The organism is Streptomyces sp. NBC_01474, assembly GCF_035918215.1.
Lineage (GTDB): Bacteria > Actinomycetota > Actinomycetes > Streptomycetales > Streptomycetaceae > Streptomyces > Streptomyces aureus.
Map to the genome: position 1 here is coordinate 6,288,981 of NZ_CP109449.1, position 21,031 is coordinate 6,310,011.

Here is a 21,031-nt window from a genome sequence, read left to right on the forward strand (position 1 = left end):
GGCCCGGTCAGCCGCCCATCTTGTCCAGGTCGACGATGTCCTTGTCGGCCGGCGGCGCTGCCTCGACCGGCTTGTCGTAGTCCGAGAACGTGAGCGCGCCCGGCTCCTTGGCGGACTTGGTGACGAGCTTGAGCACGTACGGCTTGCCCTCGGTCGCGACGTAGAGCGTGTACTCGTCCTTGCCGTCGGTCTCGGTGACCGTGAACGCGGGGGTGCCGTCGACCGTCGTCGCCCTGCCCTTGCGGGCGAGGGTGTCATTGCTCTTGAACTCGGCGAGCATCGAGTCGAGGTCGCAGAAGTCCGCCATGTCCTTGGTGTCGGGGCTGTCCGCCTTCGACTTCATCCAGCGGCCCGCGAGCATCTTCACGACGGCGTCGGTGTCCGCCTTGGACTCGCCCTCGCTCTGCGCGCGCAGGAACGCCTCGTCGGACTTGAGGTACATGGTCGGGCCCGTCTTGATCAGGTCGACCTTGCCCTGTCCCTTCATGCCCATCGAGCCGGCGCAGTCGCCCTTCTTGTCGAGGGCGACGTCGAGGGCGATCTGCCCGCCGTCCCCGTCGGCCGCGTTGCCCTTGATGGTGAGGGACGAGGCGCCGCGGGTGGCCTTCATCGCCTTGTTGGCGATCTGCGGTCCCGACAGGTCGGCGAAGGGGGCCTTGGGCTTGTCGCCCGGGCCCGCGGCGTCGCCGGGGCCGCCGGTCCCGCACGCGGTGAGCGAGAGGGTGGCCGTGACGGCGGTGAGGCAGAGGGCGGCAAGTGTGCTGCGACGCATGGGAGTTCTCCTCCGGGAGGTGGTTGAGGTGGTGGAGGCGGAGCGGTGGTGCACGGCCGTCAGAAGTTGCCGTTGGTGATGATCTCGCCGTCGGCGTCGTAGACCGTGACGAGGCCGTTCTTGCTGTCCTTCCAGTCCGCGAACGCGGAGGCGATCAGCTTGGAGGGGCCGGAGCCCTCGCCCATCAGGCCGCCGGTGAAGTCGGTGTAGACGTCGGCGCTGTCGAGGATGTCGTTCTGCTGGTCGGCGCCCTGGACCTTGAGGACGTGGGCGACGGCGTCCTTCTCCTTGGGCGTGCCGTTCTTCGCCACGAAGGCCTTGAACTGCTCGGCCTGCGAGGCCTTCGAAGCGCCCTTGTCACCGGCGTCGGACTTGGCGGCGTCGTCGCCCTTGCCGGCCGCCTTGCCGCCGGAGCCGCCCGCGTTCTTGTCCGCGGCGGCGGAGGTGCCGCCGCCCTTCCCTCCGTTGTCGCCGTTGTCGCCGGAGTTGGCCGATACGACGCCGATGACGACGATCCCGACGACCGCACCCAGCGCGACCTTGGTCTTCATGCCCATGGCTGATCCCCCCAACAGAAGGCGGCCCCTCGATTCCGGCGACCGCTTGTTTCGATGGGTCAATAAGAGCAGAGCTTGTGAACCGAGTCAACACGATTTACGGAGTCGAGTGTGTACACGGCCGTGAATGGGGCGCTTACGTGCTCGCGGGTATGCTCGGCGCAACAGTCATGTGGGGAGCCGAGGGGAGCACGCCGGGTGCAGGACAACGCCACAGAAGTGACCGCGGCCGGGATCGCCCGGCTCGCGGGGGTCGGACGCGCCGCCGTCAGCAACTGGCGCCGCCGCCACCCCGACTTCCCCAAGCCCGTCGGCGGGAGCGAGACCAGCCCCTCCTTCGCCCTCACCGATGTCGAGAACTGGCTGCGCGAGCAGGGCAAGCTCGCCGAGGTCCCGCTGCGCGAACGCGTCTGGCAGCAACTCGCCGGGCACCCCGCGGGCCCCGGCGTCGCACTCCTGCACGCCGGCTGCGCCCTGCTCCTCGTGCACGACCGGCCCACCGACTGGCTCGAACTCGCCGCGGTCTCCGACGAGCACCTCGCCCAGCGCCTCCCGGCCGCCCTCGACGACGTCCTGAACCGCCGCTTCGGCCCCCGCGACGAGCGCGCCGTGCGCCTGCCCGACACCGGGCTCCTGCCCTCCGTCCCGCTGCTGCGCGGCGCCGCCGAACTCGCCGCGGAACTGGGCGCCCGCCAGACGTACGAGTTCCTGCTCGGCCGTCATCTCGACGCCAACCCGCGCCAGTACACGCTCACGCCCGCGGGCCCCGCCCAGCTCATGGCCGCCCTCGCCGGACCCGCCCGCACCGTCCTCGACCCGGCCTGCGGCACCGGCGCCCTGCTGCGCGCCGTGCGCGACCTCTCACCCGAGCCTGACCAGCGCCTCTACGGCCAGGACAGCGCCCCCGACCTCGCCGCCCTCACCGCGCTCCGTCTCGCGCTCGGCACCCCGGCCGCCGACGGCGCCACCGTGCGCACCGCGGCCGGCGACACCCTGCGCGCCGACGCGTTCCCCGACGTCCGCGCCGACGCCGTGCTCGCCCACCCGCCGTTCAACGAACGCAACTGGGGCCACGACGAACTCGCCTACGACGCGCGCTGGGAGTACGGCTTCCCGGCCCGCACCGAGTCCGAACTCGCCTGGATCCAGCACGCGTTGGCCCGTCTGCGCGACGGCGGCACCGCCGTCCTGCTGATGCCTCCCGCCGCCGCCTCCCGCCGCTCGGGCCGCCGTATCCGCGCCGACCTGCTGCGCCGCGGCGCCCTGCGTGCCGTGATCGCCCTGCCCGCGGGCTCCGTCCCGCCCAACAACATCCCGCTGCACCTGTGGGTCCTGCGCAGGCCCGGCGCCGGCACACCGCCCGCGCCGGAACTCCTCCTCGTCGAGACGACCGGGGGCGGCCCGGCGGGCTCCGGTGACGGACGCGACAGGCTGCCGTGGGAGCAGGTCCAGCAGGCCGTCCTCGACGCCTGGCGGCCCTTCGACCGCGACGGCACGATCGAGGAACTGCCCGGCGTCGCCCGCTCCGTGCCCGTGATCGAACTGCTCGACGACGAGGTCGACCTCGCGCCCGCGCGCCGGCTGCCGCCCCCGGCCGCGGCCGGCGGCGCCGAGGAGCTCGCCGCGGTCCGCACCCGCCTCGGCGACACCCTGCGCCTCACCGCCGACCGCGCCCCCGACACCCCGCCCGCCGCGCAGAGCCCGGCCCGCTGGCCCCAGACGACGGTGGGTGAACTCGCCCGCGCGGGCGCCCTGTTGGTGCGGACCGCCACGGCGGTCGCAGCGGCATCGGGGCCCGCCACCGGCGGTTCCGCGCGCGTGCCCGTCCTCACCGACCACGACGTCCTCGCCGGCACCGCACCCTCCGGCTCACCCCAGGGCGGCGACGAGGAGCCCGTACTCGTCGAGGCGGGCGACGTCGTCGTGCCGCTGGCGGGCGGCGGGGCGGTCGTCCGTGTCGTCGACGAGGCCACCGCGGGCTCCGCGCTCGGCCGCGGCCTGACGCTGCTGCGCCCCGACCGGGCCGCGCTCGACCCCTGGTTCCTCGCCGGGTTCCTGCGCGGCACCGCCAACAACCGGCAGGCCAGCAGCTTTGCGTCCACCGCGACGCGCCTGGACGTGCGCCGCCTCCAACTCCCGCGCCTGCCACTCGCCGACCAGCGCCGCTACGGCGAACGCTTCCGCGCCCTGGCCGGGTTCGAGGACGCCCTGCGCCAGGCCGCGCGCCTCGGCGAACAACTCGTGCAGGGCCTGCACGACGGACTGACGGACGGCACACTCGGCCCCGAGTGACGCGTTTGACATCCGTACGACAACGGTTCCGTACAACCCGGCGCGGGTTGTCGGAGTCGGCCTATACGCTCGACACACAAAGGGTCCGTCAGCAGGAGCAGCAGGAGAAACCATGCACGGCCAGGGCTACATGCCACCGCCACAGCGCCCGTCGCATGGCGTGCAGATCGGGTTGCGCGTCCTGTTCGTGGCGCTCGCCGTGCTGAGCATCGGCTTCCTCGCGTGGGCGGCGCTGCTGCGCCTCGCGCTGACGACGCGCAGCAGGACGGACTGGATCATCTTCGCGTCCGTCGCCGCGCTCCAGGTCGGCACGGTCGCGCTGCTCGCCACGGACCCGGGCGTCGACGATTTCACGACGTGGCGCGGCGACGCGGGCATGATGATGCTTCTGATCACGCTCGCCGGAGTCGTCTTGTACTACCTCGTCGCCGACATCCTCCACTGCCGCAAAGGGCGCCTCGGGTTCTACGGCGGCTACGCGAGCGGGTACCACCCGCAGCAGCAGCCGCTCCAGCAACCCCCGCTCCAGCAACCCGCGTACGGGTATCCGCAGGCGCAGCACTACGCGCCGCCCTCCACGCCGCCCGTGCACGACCAGCTGACCCAGACCGCGGGCCCGGCCCCCACACCCGTGCCCACCCCCGCCCCGCAGCCCCAGGCGCCGCCGCCCCACCGCATCGACCAGGTCCGCGCGGAACTCGACGAACTCAGCGACTACCTGCGAAAGCAGGAAGGCGGACGGTGACCCACCCCCTGAACGCGTCCGGCGGACAACTCGTCGCCGGGCGCTACGAGCTGTCCACCCTCATCGGCCAGGGCGGCATGGGCCAGGTCTGGACGGCGTACGACCAGCGGCTCGACCGGCGCGTCGCCGTGAAGCTGCTGCGCCCCGACCGCGTCGCCGGCCAGGAGGCCGACGAGCTGCGCCGCCGCTTCGTGCGCGAGTGCCGCGTCACGGCCCAGGTCGACCACCCCGGCCTGGTCACCGTCCACGACGCGGGCACCCAGGGCGAGGACCTCTACCTCGTCATGCAGTACGTGGACGGGGCCGACCTCTCCGACCACCTCGCCGAACACGACCCCTACCCGTGGCAGTGGGCGGTCTCCGTCGCGGCCCAGCTGTGCGCCGTCCTGTGCGCGGTGCACGCCGTGCCGATCGTGCACCGCGACCTCAAGCCGCGGAACGTGATGGTCAAGCAGGACGGCACCGTCACCGTCCTCGACCTCGGCGTCGCCTCCGTGCTCGACACCGACACCACCCGCCTCACCCACACCGGCTCCCCCATCGGCAGCCCCGCCTACATGGCGCCCGAACAGGCCATGGGCGGCGCGGTGGGCCCCTACACGGACCTGTACGCGCTCGGGGTGCTGCTGCACGAACTCCTCAGCGGAGACGTCCCGTTCGCGGGCTCCACGGCCCTCGGCGTCCTGCACCGCCACCTCTACGAGCCGCCCCTGCCGGTCCGCCGCCTGCGCCCCGAGGTCCCCGAACCCCTGGAGGCGCTCGTCCTGCGCCTGCTCGCCAAGGACCCGCAGCACCGGCCCGCCTCCGCGCAGGAGACGTACGAGGCCCTGCTCCCGCTGCTGCCCGCGCGCGGCGTACCGAGCGGCGGTCCCCTCGACCCGACCCGCCCCTTCCTGCGCCCGCACGCCCCCTGGCCCGACCGCGCCCGCACCCCCGCCCCGCAGCCCGCCGCGCCCACGCCCCACACCGACAAGCCGGACGTCGCGGGCGCCGTCGACGAGGTCAAGCGCCTGCTCGGCGAGGGCCGCATCACGCAGGCCGTCGACATCCTCGGCGCGATCCTGCCCGCCGCCGCGGCCCAGCACGGCGAGCACTCACCGGTCGTCCGGACCCTGCGCAAGCAGTACGCCGCGACGCTCATGGACGACGGCCAGTACCGCCGCGCCCTGCCCGAGCTGCGCCACCTCGCCGACGAGCGCTCCGCCGAGGCGGGCCAGGCCGACCCGCAGTCCCTCCAGTTCCGCTACGAGGCCGCGCAGTGCCTGGAACAGCTCGGCGAACCGGCCGCCGCGCTCGCCGAATACCGGGCACTGCTCCCGTACTACCAGAACCAGTACGCGACGACGGACATCACGTTGCCCCTCGAAGTCCGGCGCCGCATCGGCCACTTGCTCCTCGCGCTCGGCGACCGGGCCGCCGCGCACGACACCCTCGTACGTCTCCTGCACGACGCGGAGCGTCTCCACGGGCCGGGACACCCGTTCCCGGCCGAAATCCGCCGCACCTTGCAGTGGCTGGGGCAGGTCCGGGGCTGAGCCGGGGCGGGCCGGGCGCGGGGGAGTGCCTCAACTCCCGGCGAATCGTTGGGTCGAATAGGTGGCCGAGAGCTCGGCCACTGCCTAACATCGATCACCGCCGGACTTTGTGCACCGACGCACAAACTCTTCGCAGGGAGGCCCACCTTGCATCGCCGCAACAGCCGCCGCACCGCGCTCGTCCTCTCCGCCGCCGCCGTAGCCGCGGTCCCCCTCCTCACCGCCTGCGGCGACGACGCGCATCCCGGCGCCGCGGCCGTCGTGGGCAGTGACCGCATCACCGTCTCCCAGCTGGAGAACCGGGTGAACGAGGTGCGTGACGCCCAGCAGACCGCCACCAAGGACGACCAGCAGTACGAGCAGGCCATCGCCAAGTCCGGCAGCCTCACCCGGAACACGCTGCACTCCATGGTCTTCGACCGGGTCCTGCACCGCGCGGCCGCCGACGCGGGCGTCGGGGTGAGCCGCAGGCAGATCCAGGAGCGGGTAGCCGCGATGGCGCAGCAGGCCGGCGGCGTCCGGCAGATGCGGCTCGCCCTGCTCGAGCAGTACAACATCGCGCCCGAGCGCATCGCGGACAGCGCCCGCACCGACCTCGAGGTCATGGGCCTCGCCCAGAAGGTCGGCGCGAACATGCAGTCCCAGTCCGCGAGCGACCAGGCCCCCTTCTGGAAGGCGCTCGACCAGGCCTCCAAGGAGCTGCACGTCGACCTGAACCCGCGCTACGGCACCTGGGACATCGCCAAGAGCCACGGCCGCGCCGACGCGAAGACGCCGTGGGTGCGCGAGGTCACGTCCCCGAAGACGGGGGACGAGCAGACGGCGTAGGGCGCGGCAGGCGGCCTGGGTTACGTTCGAGGCGTGAACGCCGAGAACGCACCCGACGCCGCCCCGACCGGCCGCATCGTCCTGCTCACCACCAGCCACCGCGTCGCCCCCGGCCTGCTGTCCTGGTCGGCCTGGCAGCTCCTGCACGCCGCCGACGAGGTCCTGTGCGCCGACGCCGCGCACCCACAGCTGCCGTATCTGCGGGAGGCAGGTATCGAGGTGCGGGAGGCGGCCCCGACGGCCCACGAGCTCGTCGACGCCTGTGCCGGGGGCCGCACCGTCGTGGTCGTCGCCACCGCCGAGGGCGACCGGCGCCTGACCGACGGCCTGGCCGCGCTCGCCGGCTCGGGCCGTGTCGCGATGCCCGACCTGGAACTGCTCCCCGCCTCCTACGACCTGCCGGGCGCCCGCCTCCTCGATCTGGTCCAGGTCATGGACCGCATCCGCCGCGAGTGCCCGTGGTCCTCGCAGCAGACCCACAAGGGCCTGGCGAAGTACGCGATCGAGGAGGCGTACGAACTCGTCGAGGCGATCGAGGACGGCGACCGGGACGAGCTGCGCGAGGAGCTCGGGGACGTGCTCCTCCAGGTCGTCTTCCACGCCCGGATCGCCGAGGAGGCCTCCGGTGAGGAAGGGGACGAGGCGTTCTCCGTGGACGATGTCGCCGGCGGCATCGTCGAGAAGCTCATCCACCGTCACCCGCACGTCTTCGGCGACGACACGGCGCTCACGCCGGAGGACGTGAAGGAGCACTGGCTGCGTACGAAGGCCGTCGAGAAGCAGCGCGAGTCCGTCACGGACGGGGTGCCGGTGGGACAGCCCGGCCTCGCGCTCGCGGCGAAGCTGGGATCCCGGGTCCGCACGGCCGGCCTCGACGTGCCGGCGCCGGGCGGCGAGGGCGTCGGCTACGAACTGCTGACGCTCGCCCTGAGCGCCGAGGCCGACGGCGTCGACCCGGAAGCGGCGCTGCGCGCGGCGGCCCGTGCGTACCGGGACGCGATCCGGGCGGCGGAGGGGCTGGCCTAGGTCGTGTCCGCGGCGGGGTCCGGCAGGAGGGGGCGTCCCGGGCCGGATACCGTCGAGGCGTGACCGACAAGCCCGCGCAGCGCACCGCTCCCGAACTCTTCACCTGGGAGTTCGCCACTGATCCGTACCCTGCCTACGCCTGGCTGCGCGAGCACTCGCCCGTTCACCGCACGACGCTCCCCAGCGGTGTCGAGGCCTGGCTGGTCACGCGGTACGCGGACGCGAAGCAGGCACTGGCCGACCAGCGCCTGTCCAAGAATCCGGCGCACCATGACGAGCCTGCCCACGCCAAGGGCAAGACCGGCATTCCGGGCGAACGCAAGGCCGAGCTGATGACCCATCTGCTCAACATCGACCCGCCGGACCACACCCGCCTGCGCCGCCTCGTCTCGAAGGCGTTCACCCCGCGCCGCGTGGCCGAATTCGCCCCCCGCGTGCAGGAGTTGACGGACCAGCTCATCGACCGGTTCGCCACTGAGGGCGAGGCCGACCTGATCCACGACTTCGCCTTCCCGCTCCCCATCTACGCGATCTGCGACCTGCTGGGCGTCCCGCGCGAGGATCAGGACGACTTCCGCGACTGGGCGGGCATGATGATCCGCCACGGCGGGGGCCCGCGCGGGGGCGTCGCGCGCTCCGTCAAGAAGATGCGTGGCTATCTGGCCGAACTCATCCACCGCAAGCGCAACGACCCGGGCGACGACCTCATCTCCGGCCTCATCCGCGCCTCCGACCACGGCGAGCACCTCACGGAGAACGAGGCCGCCGCCATGGCCTTCATCCTTTTGTTCGCAGGGTTCGAGACCACGGTCAACTTGATCGGCAACGGCACGTACGCCCTGCTCACCCACCCCGAGCAGCGCGAGCGGCTCCAGCGGTCGCTGGCCCCCGGCGCCGACGAACCCGGCCTTCTGGAGACCGGAATCGAGGAACTCCTGCGCTACGACGGCCCCGTGGAGCTCGCCACGTGGCGCTTCGCGACCGAACCGCTGACCGTCGGAGGGCAGGACATCGCCGCCGGTGACCCCGTCCTCGTCGTGCTCGCCGCCGCCGACCGTGATCCGGCGCGCTTCGACGAGCCCGACACCCTCGACCTCTCCCGGCGTGACAATCAGCACCTCGGATACGGGCACGGCATCCACTACTGCCTCGGCGCCCCGCTCGCGCGCCTCGAGGGGCAGACCGCCCTGGCGACGCTTCTGACGCGTCTTCCGGACCTGCGACTCGCGGGGGATCCTGCCGATTTGCGCTGGCGCGGCGGGCTCATCATGCGGGGATTGCGCACGCTTCCGGTCGAGTTCACGCCGCATCAGGAGGGCCCGGACGAAGCCCCGTAACTGACGGTCCGTCAAGACTGTGACTTTCATGTGATCTCGGCTGCATCGACTTGTGACAAGCGTTCGACTCCCGCTACGTTCACCAGTCATCGCGGCACCACCCGCCGCAGCATTCCCCGAGCCCCCGAAAGGCGCCTCCATGCTCACCGGGAACGGTCGTCACCGTCGCCCCCGCCAGGCTCCCGCGCTCATCGTCGCCGCGGGAGTGGCCGGCTCCGCCATCGCGATTCCCCTGCTCGGCGCGACCAGCGCGAGCGCCGCGTCGACGGCCACGTGGGACAAGCTCGCCGAGTGCGAGAGCGGCGGCTCCTGGAGCGCCGATGCGGGCAACGGCTATTACGGCGGGCTCCAGTTCTCGCAGGAGATCTGGGAGGACTACGGCGGCCTCGACTTCGCGCCGCGCGCCGACCAGGCGAGCCGCTCGCAGCAGATAGCCGTCGCCGAGAAGGTCCTCGCCGACCAGGGTCCGCGGGCGTGGCCGGTCTGTTCGGTCACCTCGGGCCTCACGACGGACGACGCGGCGGCCAAGGTCGATCCCGGCGCGGCCCTGCCGACCCCGTCCGCGTCCGCCGGCGACTCCGGCAGTGACGACGCGGCGAACGGCGACACCACGAAGGATGACGCGAGCGACGAGCCGGCGGACTCCGTGTCCTCGGGCGCGAAGGGCGACTCCCGAGAGAAGAATCACGACAACTCGGGCGATACCTCGGGTAACACCGTGGATGACGTCAAGGGTGACAAGTCCGGCCGGGACGGCTCGACTTCGACCCCCGGTGCGCCCTCGTCGGAGGCCTCCGGCAGCCCGGACTCCGCCACTCCGCCCGCCTCCGGCCGGCACCGCGGCGGCGCCGCCGAGGACGACGCCACGGGCTCCTCGCGTGCCGACGACAGCTCGGGCCGCCACGCCTCGCGCGGTGGTGAAAGCGGGCGCAAGGGAGCGAATGCGGACGAAGGCGCCTATACCGTGCGCGCCGGCGACAACCTCTGGGACATCGCCGACACCCATGACGTGGACGGCGGATGGGCCGCTCTGTACGCCGAGAACAAGAAGACGGTCGGCGCCGATCCCGACCTCATCCTTCCTGGTCAGAGTCTGGATCTTGGGCTCGAATCGGGCGAAAAGTAGCGGGAGTTCGGGCCGAATGTCCGCTTTGGCGAGAGTGAGAGATGGGTCTCAAGGCCCTGATCGTCTTTGAAATTCGGGCGATCCACTGCTTACGGTCATCACCGCTCGCCACAGCGGGCCCCGTCGGATGTCACGCCGAATCCTGCCAATGTCCGTACGGGAACAGTCGTCGCGTAAGCGCCGTAGGCAGGAGCGGGGGACCCAAGGTAAGTGCCGGCCCCGGCCGTCGAGAGACGGCCGAACGACCGGCTTGGGGTTAAGTCGCACGCAGGACGTGCGACCGGGCACTCATCCGGCCCGAACCCGACAGCTCACCTCGTAGGCGTCGGTGAGGGGATCTCTCGATGCTGTTTTCCAGCAAGGGCAAGCACCGCCGCCCGTCCAAGGCCGTCCGTGTCGCCACGCTCGCCGGTGTCGCCGGTGCCGCTGTCGCCGTCCCGCTGATGGGTGCCACCGGCGCCTCCGCCGCCACCGCCTCCGAGTGGGACGCGGTCGCGCAGTGCGAGGCCGGCGGCAACTGGTCGATCAACACGGGCAACGGCTACTACGGCGGCCTCCAGTTCTCCTCGTCCACGTGGGCCGCGTACGGCGGCACCGCCTACGCCTCCACCGCCGACAAGGCCTCCAAGGCGCAGCAGATAGCCGTCGCCGAGAAGGTCCTGGCCAGCCAGGGCAAGGGTGCCTGGCCGAGCTGCGGCGTGGGCCTGTCCGCCGCCTCGACCGGCTCCGCCCCGGCCGCCGCCCCGCAGCCGGAGCGCAAGGCCGAGCAGCCGACCACCCGCAGCCAGGAGCGCACGACGCCTGCCGCCCCGAAGCAGCAGTCGAAGAAGACCGTCGAGACCCCGGCCGGCAAGAAGGTCGAGAAGGGTGACGGCGAGTACAAGGTGAAGGCCGGCGACACCCTCAGCACCATCGCCGAGGCGCACCACACCAAGGGCGGCTGGGCGAAGCTCTTCAAGCTGAACAAGGACATCGTCGAGGACGCCGACCTGATCTACCCGGGCCAGCAGCTCCACCTCAAGTAAGTAATAGAGGAGGGCGGCGGCCCTCAGGCCGCTCGGGTACCGGCTTTCGGCGGACGACCGGTACCACGCCAGGCCCCCAAGACTCCCCGCCCCGGGTGCGCATTCCCCCGTCGCACCCGGGGCGGGGTTTTGGTGCGTGAGAGGCCCTGGGCTTTCGTCCGTTGTCGGCCGGGGCTTTTTGTTCCGTTCGGAAACAATTCGCTCTCGGTTTGTCCACGGGCCGGTCGGTCGGCTGGTCTGAGGCCCGGAGCCGGTTAGGCTCAGGTGTTGCCGGACCATGCGGCCCGGCGTAGTTGCGTCACATCCCAGAAGGAGATGCTCGTGCCGTCCATCGACGTCGTCGTAGCCCGGGAAATCCTGGACTCCCGAGGCAACCCCACGGTCGAGGTCGAGGTCGGCCTCGACGACGGCAGCACCGGTCGTGCCGCTGTCCCGTCCGGTGCGTCCACCGGCGCGTTCGAGGCCATCGAACTCCGCGACGGTGACCCGAACCGCTACCAGGGCAAGGGTGTCGAGAAGGCCGTCCTCGCCGTCATCGAGCAGATCGGCCCGGAGCTCGTCGGCTACGACGCCACCGAGCAGCGCCTGATCGACCAGGCGATGTTCGACCTGGACGCCACCGACAACAAGGGCTCGCTCGGCGCCAACGCCATCCTCGGCGTCTCCCTCGCCGTCGCGCACGCCGCCTCCGAGGCCAGCGACCTGCCGCTGTTCCGCTACCTCGGCGGTCCGAACGCGCACCTGCTGCCCGTCCCGATGATGAACATCCTCAACGGTGGGTCGCACGCCGACTCCAACGTCGACATCCAGGAGTTCATGATCGCGCCGATCGGCGCGGAGTCCTTCTCCGAGGCCCTTCGCTGGGGCGCCGAGGTCTACCACACCCTCAAGAAGGTGCTGAAGACCAAGGGTCTGTCCACCGGCCTGGGCGACGAGGGCGGCTTCGCCCCGAACCTCGGCTCGAACCGCGAGGCCCTCGACCTCATCGTCGAGGCCATCAAGCAGGCCGGTTACGTCCCCGGCGAGCAGATCGCGCTCGCGCTCGACGTCGCCGCGTCCGAGTTCTACAAGGACGGCAAGTACGAGTTCGAGGGCAAGTCCCGCTCGGCCGCCGAGATGACCGAGTACTACGAGGAGCTCGTCTCCGCGTACCCGCTGGTCTCCATCGAGGACCCGCTGTACGAGGACGACTGGGCCGGCTGGAACGTCATCACCGAGAAGCTGGGCGACAAGGTCCAGATCGTCGGCGACGACCTCTTCGTCACCAACCCCGAGCGCCTCGCCCGCGGCATCGAGGAGGGCTCCGCCAACGCCCTGCTCGTCAAGGTCAACCAGATCGGTTCGCTGACCGAGACCCTGGACGCCGTCGAGATGGCCCAGCGCAACGGCTTCAAGTGCATGATGTCCCACCGCTCCGGCGAGACCGAGGACGTCACGATCGCCGACCTCGCCGTCGCGGTGAACTGCGGCCAGATCAAGACCGGCGCCCCGGCCCGCTCGGACCGCGTCGCCAAGTACAACCAGCTCCTGCGCATCGAGGAGATCCTCGACGACGCCGCGGTCTACGCCGGCCGCAGCGCATTCCCCCGCTTCAAGGGCTGAGCACACCCGTAAGGCACTGCCTTAGGAAGCGTCGTACGTACGTCCCCGCACCCGGTCCCGTACCGTGTGCGGGGACGTACGCACGTAAAGGGGAGGCGCGAACATGGCCGGGAGAGTCCGGGACAGGGACCGTGACCGGTTCTCCACCGCGACCCGGCTGCGTCTGCTCGGCGAGCAGACCGCCGAGCGCGTCTACCGCTCCCAGACCAGACGCCAGGCCCGCCGCTCCCGCCTCACCGGCCGGGCGGCACTCCTGGCCCTCGTCCTGTGCACCCTGGTCGTCGCGCTCGCCTACCCCATAAGGCAGTACGTCTCCCAGCGCGGGGAGATCGCCGACCTCCAGCGCCGGCAGCAGGAGGCCCAGAGCAGGGTCGACAGGCTGCGTGACGAGAAGGCACGCTGGCAGGACGACTCGTACGCCGAGCAGCGGATCCGCGACCGGCTCCACCTGGTGATGCCGGGCGAGACCGGCTACGTCGCGCGCGACCCCGACGCGGCGAAGCGCACCCGCTCCGAGGGGGACGCCAAGGGCCGGCCCTGGTACTCGAATGTCTGGGACGGCGTCGACAAGGCCGACCGCCCCGACAACTGACCCGCGCTCACCGAAGCCCGAAGCCCCGAATCCCGAATCCGCAGTACCCCCACCGAAGTTCACTGAAGGAAAGCCCCCAGGCATGGACACGCCCCCGCCCCAGACCGAGCCGACCGCGCCCACGGACGCCGACATCCAGGCGTTCAAGGAGCAGCTCGGCCGCCCGCCGCGCGGCCTGCGGGCCATCGCGCACCGCTGCCCGTGCGGAAACCCGGACGTGGTCGAGACGGCGCCGCGCCTCGAGGACGGCACGCCCTTCCCGACGACGTACTACCTCACGTGCCCGCGCGCCGCGTCCGCGATCGGCACGCTGGAGGCGAACGGCGTCATGAAGGAGATGACGGAGCGCCTTCAGACGGACCCCGAGCTCGCGGACGCGTACCGCAAGGCGCACGAGGACTACATCGCGCGCCGCGACGCCATCGAGGTCCTCGAGGGCTTCCCGAGCGCGGGCGGCATGCCGGACCGGGTGAAGTGCCTGCACGTCCTGGTCGGCCACTCCCTGGCCGCGGGCCCGGGCGTGAACCCGCTCGGCGACGAGGCCATCGCGATGCTGCCCGAGTGGTGGGCGAAGGGTCCCTGCGTGTCGGCCGCGCCCGAGGAGAGCGAGTGACCAGGGTCGCCGCCGTCGACTGCGGCACGAACTCGATCCGGCTGCTCGTCGCCGACGCCGACCCCACCACGGGTGAACTCGTCGAACTGGACCGCCGCATGACGATCGTGCGGCTCGGGCAGGGCGTGGACCGCACGGGACGCCTCGCGCCCGAGGCGCTGGAGCGCACCTTCGCGGCCTGCCGCGAGTACGCCGAGGTCATCAAGGCACACGGCGCCGAGAAGATCCGCTTCGTGGCCACCTCCGCGTCCCGCGACGCCGAGAACCGGGACGACTTCGTGCGCGGGGTCATGGACATCCTGGGCGTCGAACCCGAGGTCATCACCGGTGACCAGGAGGCCGAGTTCTCCTTCACCGGGGCGACGAAGGAGCTGACGGGCCGGGCCGACCTCGACAGGCCCTACCTGGTCGTGGACATCGGCGGCGGCTCGACGGAGTTCGTCGTCGGCGAGGACACGGTCGTGGCGGCGCGCTCCGTCGACATCGGCTGCGTCCGTATGACGGAGCGCCACCTCATGGGGGAGGACGGCCAGGTCACCGACCCGCCGACGCCCGCGCAGATCGAGGCCATCCGCGAGGACATCGTCGAGGCCCTCGACCTCGTGACGCAGACCGTCCCGCTGACCGCGGCCCGCACCCTCGTGGGTCTCGCCGGTTCCGTGACGACGGTCGCCGCGCTCGCGCTCGGCCTGACCGAGTACGACTCGGTGGCCATCCACCACTCCCGTATCTCCTACGAGCGCGTCGCCGAGCTCACGGACTGGCTGATGACGTCCACGCACGACCAGCGCTCCCTGAACCCGGTCATCCACCCGGGCCGCGTCGACGTCATCGCCTCCGGTGCGCTGGTGCTGCGCCTGATCATGGAGTGGATCGGGGCCAAGGAGGTCGTGGTGAGCGAGCACGACATCCTCGACGGCATCGCCTGGTCGATCGCCTAGCCCGTTCCCGGCCCGGTCCAGGCCTTTTCCCGACCCCTTCCCGGCCCCCCTTCCGAGCTGCCGGTACCGCCCGTGGCTGACTCCCCTGAGCGCTCAGGACGTCGTCTGAGCGCGGTCGAGGAGGGGGGCGACACGCTGCGGCGACACCCCGTCGGGAAAGTTCGTGAAGTTCTTCACAAGGAATTCGGCCTCATGGGGCAAGGTTCCGGGCCAGATGGCCCGTGGGAGGGGGTCTTCGGGCTCTGGCGGCTGCCACGCGGGGCGTTCCAAGCTTGTTGCGGGCGGATGAACCGGATGAGTGGTCCACCCCCGCCGAATGCCCGGAGCGGCAGCTCAAGAGGGGTGTGAAACGACCGGCGTCATACCGTGGTTCCCTGCCAGGGCCATGACCTCGGTCACGTGGGCGGCGGAGTGTAGCAGAGGCCCCGCCCATGCTTGTGAAGGGGCGCACGAGCGACCCCCTCCGGACGGGTGGATACTCGATGGCATGAGCACCACGGAGCGTCCCAGGATCCTCGTAGTAGGCGGTGGGTACGTAGGCCTGTACGCAGCACGACGCATTCTCAAGAAGATGCGTTATGCGGAAGCGACCGTCACGGTCGTGGACCCGCGCTCGTACATGACTTACCAGCCCTTCCTCCCCGAAACCGCCGCCGGCAGCATCTCGCCGCGCAACGTCGTCGTCCCGCTGCGACGCGCTGTGCCCGGAGCCGAGATTCTCACCGGCCGGGTCACCACCATCGACCAGGACCGCAAGGTCGCCACGGTCGCCCCGCTCGTCGGCGAGGCGTACGAGGTTCCCTTCGACTATCTGGTGATCGCGCTCGGCGCGGTCTCCCGCACCTTCCCGACGCCGGGCCTCGCCGAGGTCGGCATCGGTATGAAGGGTGTAGAGGAGGCCATCGGCCTGCGCAACCACGTGCTCGAGCAGCTCGACAAGGCCGAGTCCACGAACGACGAGGAGATCCGCCGCAAGGCGCTCACCTTCGTGTTCGTCGGCGGTGGCTTCGCGGGCGCCGAGACGATCGGTGAGGTCGAGGACCTGGCGCGCGACGCGGCCAAGTTCTACAAGAACGTGAAGCGCGAGGACATGCGCTTCGTGCTCGTCGACGCCGCCGACAAGGTGCTGCCCGAGGTCGGCCCCGAGCTCGGCGTGTACGGCAGGAAGCACCTGGAATCCCGTGGCATCGAGGTCTACCTGAAGACCACCATGCCGTCCTGCGTCGACGGTCACGTGGTGCTCAGCAACGGCCTCGAGGTCGACGCCAACACCATCGTGTGGACCGCCGGCGTCAAGCCGAACCCGGCCCTCGCGCGCTTCGGTCTCCCGCTCGGCCCGCGTGGCCACGTGGACACCCAGGCCACCCTCCAGGTCGCGGGCTCGGACTACATCTGGGCCGCGGGCGACAACGCCCAGGTCCCGGACCTCGTCGGCCGCAAGGCGGGCAACGAGAACGCCTGGTGCCCGCCGAACGCGCAGCACGCCATGCGTCAGGCCAAGGTCCTCGGCGACAACGTGGTCTCCGGCATGCGGGGCTTCCCGCAGAAGGAGTACAGCCACAGCAACAAGGGCGCGGTCGCGGGTCTCGGCCTGCACAAGGGCGTCGCGATGATCGTCATGGGCAAGATGAAGATCAAGCTCAAGGGCCGTCTCGCCTGGTACATGCACCGTGGCTACCACGGGCTCGCCATGCCGACGTACAACCGCAAGATCCGTGTGATCGCCGAGTGGACGATCAACATGTTCCAGAAGCGCGACATCACCGCGCTCGGTGCCCTGGAGACTCCGCGCGAGGAGTTCTACGAGGCCGCCAAGCCGGCGCCGGCCCCGACCCCGGCCGAGGCTCCGAAGGTCGAGGAGAAGGCCAAGGCCTCCTGACCCCGGTCCAGTAACACCCCTGAAGGGGCGCTCGCCATCCGTGGTGCGAGCGCCCCTTCGGCGTTCCCGGATCCGCCCGGCCGGCACTCCGGTCCATCGATATACGTGGCGGCTACATGTATTTTGCCGATCCGTAACGCAGTAACGGGACTGCGAGAGCGCTCCGTTGGTGTTTACGTGGTGTTGGACGATTCCGGGATCGTCTCCCATTACGGAGGTGTGCGCCATGCAGGACGCCGCACAGCGGCTGAAGAACCTCGCCGAACAGCTACTCGGAGTACCGCTTCCCGTAAGGCTTCGCGCCTGGGACGGTTCGGAGGCCGGGCCGCCCGCCGGACCCATTCTCGTCGTACGCAACCGCCGCGCCCTGCGCCGCCTGTTGTGGAAGCCGGGAGAACTCGGCCTGGCCCGCGCCTGGGTGGCCGGTGACCTGGACGTGGAGGGCGATCTGTACGACGCCCTCGGCCGGATGGCCGGGCTCATCTGGGAGCGCCCCGAGGGGGACGGCAGGAGCCTCGTCGAGGCCCTGAAGGAGCCCAGGGTCAGGGCCGCCGTCGCCGAGCTGGTCAAGCTCGCCGCGCCCTTCCTGCCGCCCGCGCCGCCGGGCGAGGAGATGCGCAGGCGCGGCCGCCTGCATCTGCACACCAAGGGCAGCGACCGACGGGCCATCAGCCACCACTACGACGTCGGAAACGACTTCTACGAGCTGGTCCTCGGCCCCTCGATGGTCTACTCGTGCGCGTACTGGGACTCGCCGGACGGCACCCTCGAGGACGCCCAGCGCGACAAGCTCGAACTCGTCTCCCGCAAGCTCGGCCTGGCGCCCGGTCAGCGCCTGCTCGACGTCGGCTGCGGCTGGGGCTCCATGGCCATCCACGCCGCCCGCGAGTACGGCGTCAGCGTCGTCGGCGTCACCCTCTCGCAGGAGCAGGCCGCGTACGCCCGTAAGCGGGTCGCCGAGGAGGGGCTCACCGACCGGGTGGAGATCCGGGTCCAGGACTACCGCGACGTGCGCGACGGCCCCTTCGACGCGATCTCGTCCATCGGCATGGCCGAACACGTCGGCTCCGAGCGGTACCTGGAGTACGCCGAGGCGCTCTACGCCCTTCTCAAGACGGGCGGCAGGCTCCTCAACCACCAGATCGGCCGGCGCCCCCAGAAGGACGAGTCGACGTACGAGGTCGACGAGTTCATCGACGCGTACGTCTTCCCGGACGGGGAACTCGCGCCGGTCGGCACGACCACCGGGCTCCTGGAGCGGGCCGGGTTCGAGGTCAGGGACCTGGAGGCGATCCGGGAGCACTACGCGCTCACCCTGCGCCGCTGGGTGGCCAACCTGGAGGCGGGCTGGCCCGCGGCCGTGAAGTTCACGAGCCCCGGCCGGGCCCGCATCTGGCGCCTGTACATGGCCGCGTGCGCGCTGAGCTTCGAGCGCAACAAGATCGGGGTGAACCAGATCCTCGCCGTGAAGACGCCCCTGTCGGGCGACCCGGGTATGCCCCTGCGGGCGCGTACCTGGAACTGACGGCCCGGACACACGGATGGGGCGCATCGGCACTCGGCCGGTGCGCCCCATCCCCCGTCCCGCTACTCCGACTTGATGGCCGCGAGCATGTTCAGCCGGGCCGCGCGGCGGGCCGGCCACAGGGCCGCCAGGATGCCGACGAGGGCGGCCAGGGCGAGGAAGATCCCGATCCGGCCCCAGGGCAGGACCAGCTCGTACGTCGACAGGGTCATCGCCATGAGCCGGCCGGCCGCCCAGCCGAAGAACACGCCGAGGCCGACGCCGAGCACACCGCCGAACAGCGAGATCACCAGGGACTCCAGGCGCACCATGCGCTTGATGCCCTTGCGGTCGAGGCCGATCGCGCGCAGCATGCCGATCTCCTGCGAGCGCTCGAACACCGACATGGCGAGGGTGTTGATGACGCCGAGGACGGCGACGATGACCGCCATGGCGAGCAGGCCGTAGAGCATGTTCAGCATCAGCGTGAACATCTTCGAGATCGCGTTGGAGATGTCCTGCTTGTCCTGGACGAGGATCGCCGGGTTGTCGCCGAGCGCCTTCTCGATCCGGTCCTTGGCGGCGGCGGACGTGCCGCCGTCGGTCTTCACCATGACCTGCATGTCGGACGGGTCCGTGACATGCGGGGTCAGGACGGCGGAGTCCAGCATGATGCCGCGCATCATGTCGTTGCCTTCGTAGACCCCGGCGACGGTCAGCTGCTGCTTCTTGCCGTCCTCGAAGTTCGTGGTGAACGTCGAGCCGGTGCGCCAGCCGTGGTCCTTCGCGGTCTTGTCGTCCACGACGACGTCACGGCCGCCGATCCGGAAGATGCCGCTGTCGACCTTGAGATCGGTCAGTGAGCCGATGGTCGCGCCGTTGACACCGGTCAGGAACTCGGTCTTCCCGTCGATGCGCGAGGGCGAGTTGCCCAGGCCGCTGGTGGCGGTGACGCCGTCGACCTCGGCGAGCTTGCCGGCGACCTCCGGGGACAGGGAGTTCATGTTCGCCATGGAGACGACGTAGTCGGCCTTGAGGGCGGACGACGCCATCTTGTCGATGGCCTGCTGGGCGCTGCCCGCGATGACCGTCATGCCGGTGATCAGCGTGAGGCCGATCATCAGGGCGGAGGCGGTCGCGGCGGTGCGGCGCGGGTTGCGGACGGCGTTCTGGCGGGCCAGCTTGCCGGAGATCCCGAAGACGCGCAGGACCGGTCCCGCGGCCGCGATCAGCGGGCGGGACAGCAGCGGGGTGAGGATGAAGACGCCGATCACGAGGAGGCCCGCGCCGAGGCCCAGGGGGGCCTGCGCCGAGGTGCCGTCGCTCATCGTCGTCGCGTACAGGGAGGAGGCGATGCCGGCCGCCGCGAACAGCGCGCCGATCGTGTTCCGTACGACGAGGGAGCGGGTGGTCGCCGTGGCGTGCACGCTGCTCATCGCCGCGACCGGCGGGATCTTCGCGGCGCGGCGGCCCGGCAGCCACGCGGCCAGCATGGTGATGACGACACCGACCACGAGGGACGTGACGACCGTGCCGGGCGAGACCACGAGCGGCCCGTCGGGGATCTGCGCGTCGGTCGCGCCCATCAGGGAGCGCATCCCGGCGCCGATGCCGATGCCCGCCGCCAGACCGGTGACGGCCGCGACCGCGCCGACCACGAACGCCTCCGCGAGGACGGAGCGCGTGACCTGCCTGCGCGAGGCGCCGACGGCCCGCATGAGCGCGAGTTCCTTGGTGCGCTGGGCGACGAGCATCGTGAACGTGTTGGCGATGATGAAGACGCCGACGAAGAGCGCGATACCGGCGAACACCAGCAGGCTCGACTTCATCGAGCTCATGCTGGACGAGATCTGCTCGGCCTGGTCGTCGGCGAGCTGCTTGCCGGTCGTGGTCTCGGCCTGCCCCTTCGGCAGGGCCTTGTCGAGGGCGCTCTGCAGGGTGGCCTGGCCGGTGCCCGCCGCGGCCTTGACGTCGATCTCGTCGTAACTGCCCTGCTTGTGCAGGAGCTGCTGCGCGGTCGCCGTGTCGAACAGGGCGAGGCTGCCGCCGGCCGCGACGTTGCCGTCCTCGGTGGTGAAGATGCCGGTGACGGTGGGCGTCAGGACGGGCCCGTCGATGGACATCCGTACGGTGTCGCCGACCTTGTAGCCCGCGCGCTTCGCGGTCCGCGAGTCGAGCGCGACCTCGCCCTTGCCGCTGGGCGCCTTGCCGCTCTTGAGCGGGTAGCGCGGGTCGCGGTCGCCCCAGTAGTTGGCGCCCTGGGTGGAGAAGCCGTTGCCGACGAGCTTGCCGTCCTTGTCGGCGACGGCCGCGAAGCCGCTGACGACGCCGATGGCGGAGGCGGCGCCGGGTGTCTTCGCGGCCCGGTCGAGGGTGGCCTGCGTGAGCTTCGGGGCCTTGGCGACCCGGTCGCCCTTCGACTCGGCGGTCTTGGGCGTGACGGCGACGTCGACCTGGTCGAAGCCCTTGGCGGAGCTCTTCTGGAAGGCGTCGGAGATGGTGTTGGTGAAGACCAGGGTGCCGGAGACGAAGGCGACGCCGAGCATGACGGCGAGCACGGTCATCAGGAGCCTGGCCTTGTGCGCGAACACATTGCGCAAGGCGGTACGGAACATGGGGTTTCTCAGTCCAGGAGTACGGCGACGAGGCGGTGGGGC

At 71.1% G+C, this 21,031-nt stretch carries 17 protein-coding genes and 1 riboswitch; of the genes, 14 read left to right on the top strand and 3 right to left on the bottom strand.

Annotated features, from left to right (window positions below):
• Positions 1-7: 7 nt before the first annotated feature.
• Both OG758_RS28820 and OG758_RS28825 read right to left on the bottom strand, forming a co-directional pair.
• Positions 8-772, bottom strand: a complete 765-nt coding sequence (locus tag OG758_RS28820; protein ID WP_326712614.1) for a hypothetical protein — start codon at positions 770-772, stop codon at positions 8-10.
• A gap of 59 nt (positions 773-831) precedes the next feature.
• Complete coding sequence (locus OG758_RS28825) at positions 832-1,329, bottom strand: hypothetical protein (protein WP_326712615.1); 498 nt, start codon at positions 1,327-1,329, stop codon at positions 832-834.
• A 198-nt stretch (positions 1,330-1,527) separates the two neighbouring features.
• Between OG758_RS28825 and OG758_RS28830 the strand changes: the two genes are divergently transcribed.
• The 14 genes from OG758_RS28830 (at position 1,528) to OG758_RS28895 (ending at position 18,395) form a co-directional block, all read left to right on the top strand.
• Positions 1,528-3,621: an N-6 DNA methylase gene (locus OG758_RS28830; RefSeq protein WP_326712616.1), complete on the top strand. Its 2,094-nt coding sequence runs from the start codon at positions 1,528-1,530 to the stop codon at positions 3,619-3,621.
• Between the two features lie 112 nt (positions 3,622-3,733).
• Positions 3,734-4,366, top strand: coding sequence for a hypothetical protein (locus OG758_RS28835; RefSeq protein WP_326712617.1), 633 nt, complete (start codon positions 3,734-3,736; stop codon positions 4,364-4,366).
• Positions 4,367-4,416: 50 nt separating this feature from the next.
• Positions 4,417-5,901 carry a serine/threonine-protein kinase gene (locus OG758_RS28840; RefSeq protein ID WP_326716063.1) on the top strand — a complete coding sequence of 495 codons (1,485 nt, stop codon included), beginning with the start codon at positions 4,417-4,419 and terminating at the stop codon, positions 5,899-5,901.
• 147 nt (positions 5,902-6,048) lie between these two features.
• A complete protein-coding gene (locus tag OG758_RS28845) occupies positions 6,049-6,729 on the top strand; it encodes a SurA N-terminal domain-containing protein (protein ID WP_326712618.1) in 681 nt (226 codons plus the stop codon).
• Positions 6,730-6,762: 33 nt separating this feature from the next.
• Entirely contained in the window at positions 6,763-7,755 is a 993-nt protein-coding gene (locus tag OG758_RS28850; protein ID WP_326712619.1) for a nucleoside triphosphate pyrophosphohydrolase, read from the top strand.
• A gap of 59 nt (positions 7,756-7,814) precedes the next feature.
• A complete protein-coding gene (locus OG758_RS28855; RefSeq protein WP_326712620.1) occupies positions 7,815-9,092 on the top strand; it encodes a cytochrome P450 family protein in 1,278 nt (425 codons plus the stop codon).
• Positions 9,093-9,231: 139 nt separating this feature from the next.
• On the top strand, positions 9,232-10,218 hold the full coding sequence (locus OG758_RS28860; RefSeq protein ID WP_326712621.1) for a transglycosylase family protein: 987 nt from the start codon (positions 9,232-9,234) through the stop codon (positions 10,216-10,218).
• A gap of 168 nt (positions 10,219-10,386) precedes the next feature.
• A riboswitch (cyclic di-AMP (ydaO/yuaA leader) is annotated at positions 10,387-10,558 on the top strand.
• Between the two features lie 4 nt (positions 10,559-10,562).
• The gene (locus tag OG758_RS28865) at positions 10,563-11,243 is read left to right on the top strand and encodes a transglycosylase family protein (RefSeq protein ID WP_326712622.1); all 681 of its coding nucleotides are present in this window, start codon (positions 10,563-10,565) and stop codon (positions 11,241-11,243) included.
• A gap of 315 nt (positions 11,244-11,558) precedes the next feature.
• Positions 11,559-12,845 (top strand): phosphopyruvate hydratase, encoded by a 1,287-nt coding sequence (gene eno, locus OG758_RS28870; protein WP_116512577.1) that lies wholly within the window; start codon positions 11,559-11,561, stop codon positions 12,843-12,845.
• Between the two features lie 103 nt (positions 12,846-12,948).
• Positions 12,949-13,437: an FtsB family cell division protein gene (locus OG758_RS28875; RefSeq protein WP_326712623.1), complete on the top strand. Its 489-nt coding sequence runs from the start codon at positions 12,949-12,951 to the stop codon at positions 13,435-13,437.
• 82 nt (positions 13,438-13,519) lie between these two features.
• Positions 13,520-14,050: a DUF501 domain-containing protein gene (locus OG758_RS28880; RefSeq protein ID WP_266563371.1), complete on the top strand. Its 531-nt coding sequence runs from the start codon at positions 13,520-13,522 to the stop codon at positions 14,048-14,050.
• Entirely contained in the window at positions 14,047-14,991 is a 945-nt protein-coding gene (locus OG758_RS28885) for a Ppx/GppA phosphatase family protein (protein WP_326712624.1), read from the top strand. Before OG758_RS28880 ends, OG758_RS28885 begins: the two co-directional genes overlap by 4 nt.
• 487 nt (positions 14,992-15,478) lie before the next feature.
• A complete protein-coding gene (locus OG758_RS28890; RefSeq protein ID WP_326712625.1) occupies positions 15,479-16,870 on the top strand; it encodes an NAD(P)/FAD-dependent oxidoreductase in 1,392 nt (463 codons plus the stop codon).
• A gap of 226 nt (positions 16,871-17,096) precedes the next feature.
• Complete coding sequence (locus OG758_RS28895; RefSeq protein ID WP_326712626.1) at positions 17,097-18,395, top strand: cyclopropane-fatty-acyl-phospholipid synthase family protein; 1,299 nt, start codon at positions 17,097-17,099, stop codon at positions 18,393-18,395.
• A 62-nt stretch (positions 18,396-18,457) separates the two neighbouring features.
• On the opposite strand, the gene OG758_RS28900 is transcribed toward OG758_RS28895, so the two are convergent.
• Entirely contained in the window at positions 18,458-20,989 is a 2,532-nt protein-coding gene (locus OG758_RS28900) for an ABC transporter permease (RefSeq protein ID WP_326712627.1), read from the bottom strand.
• Positions 20,990-21,031 lie beyond the last annotated feature (42 nt).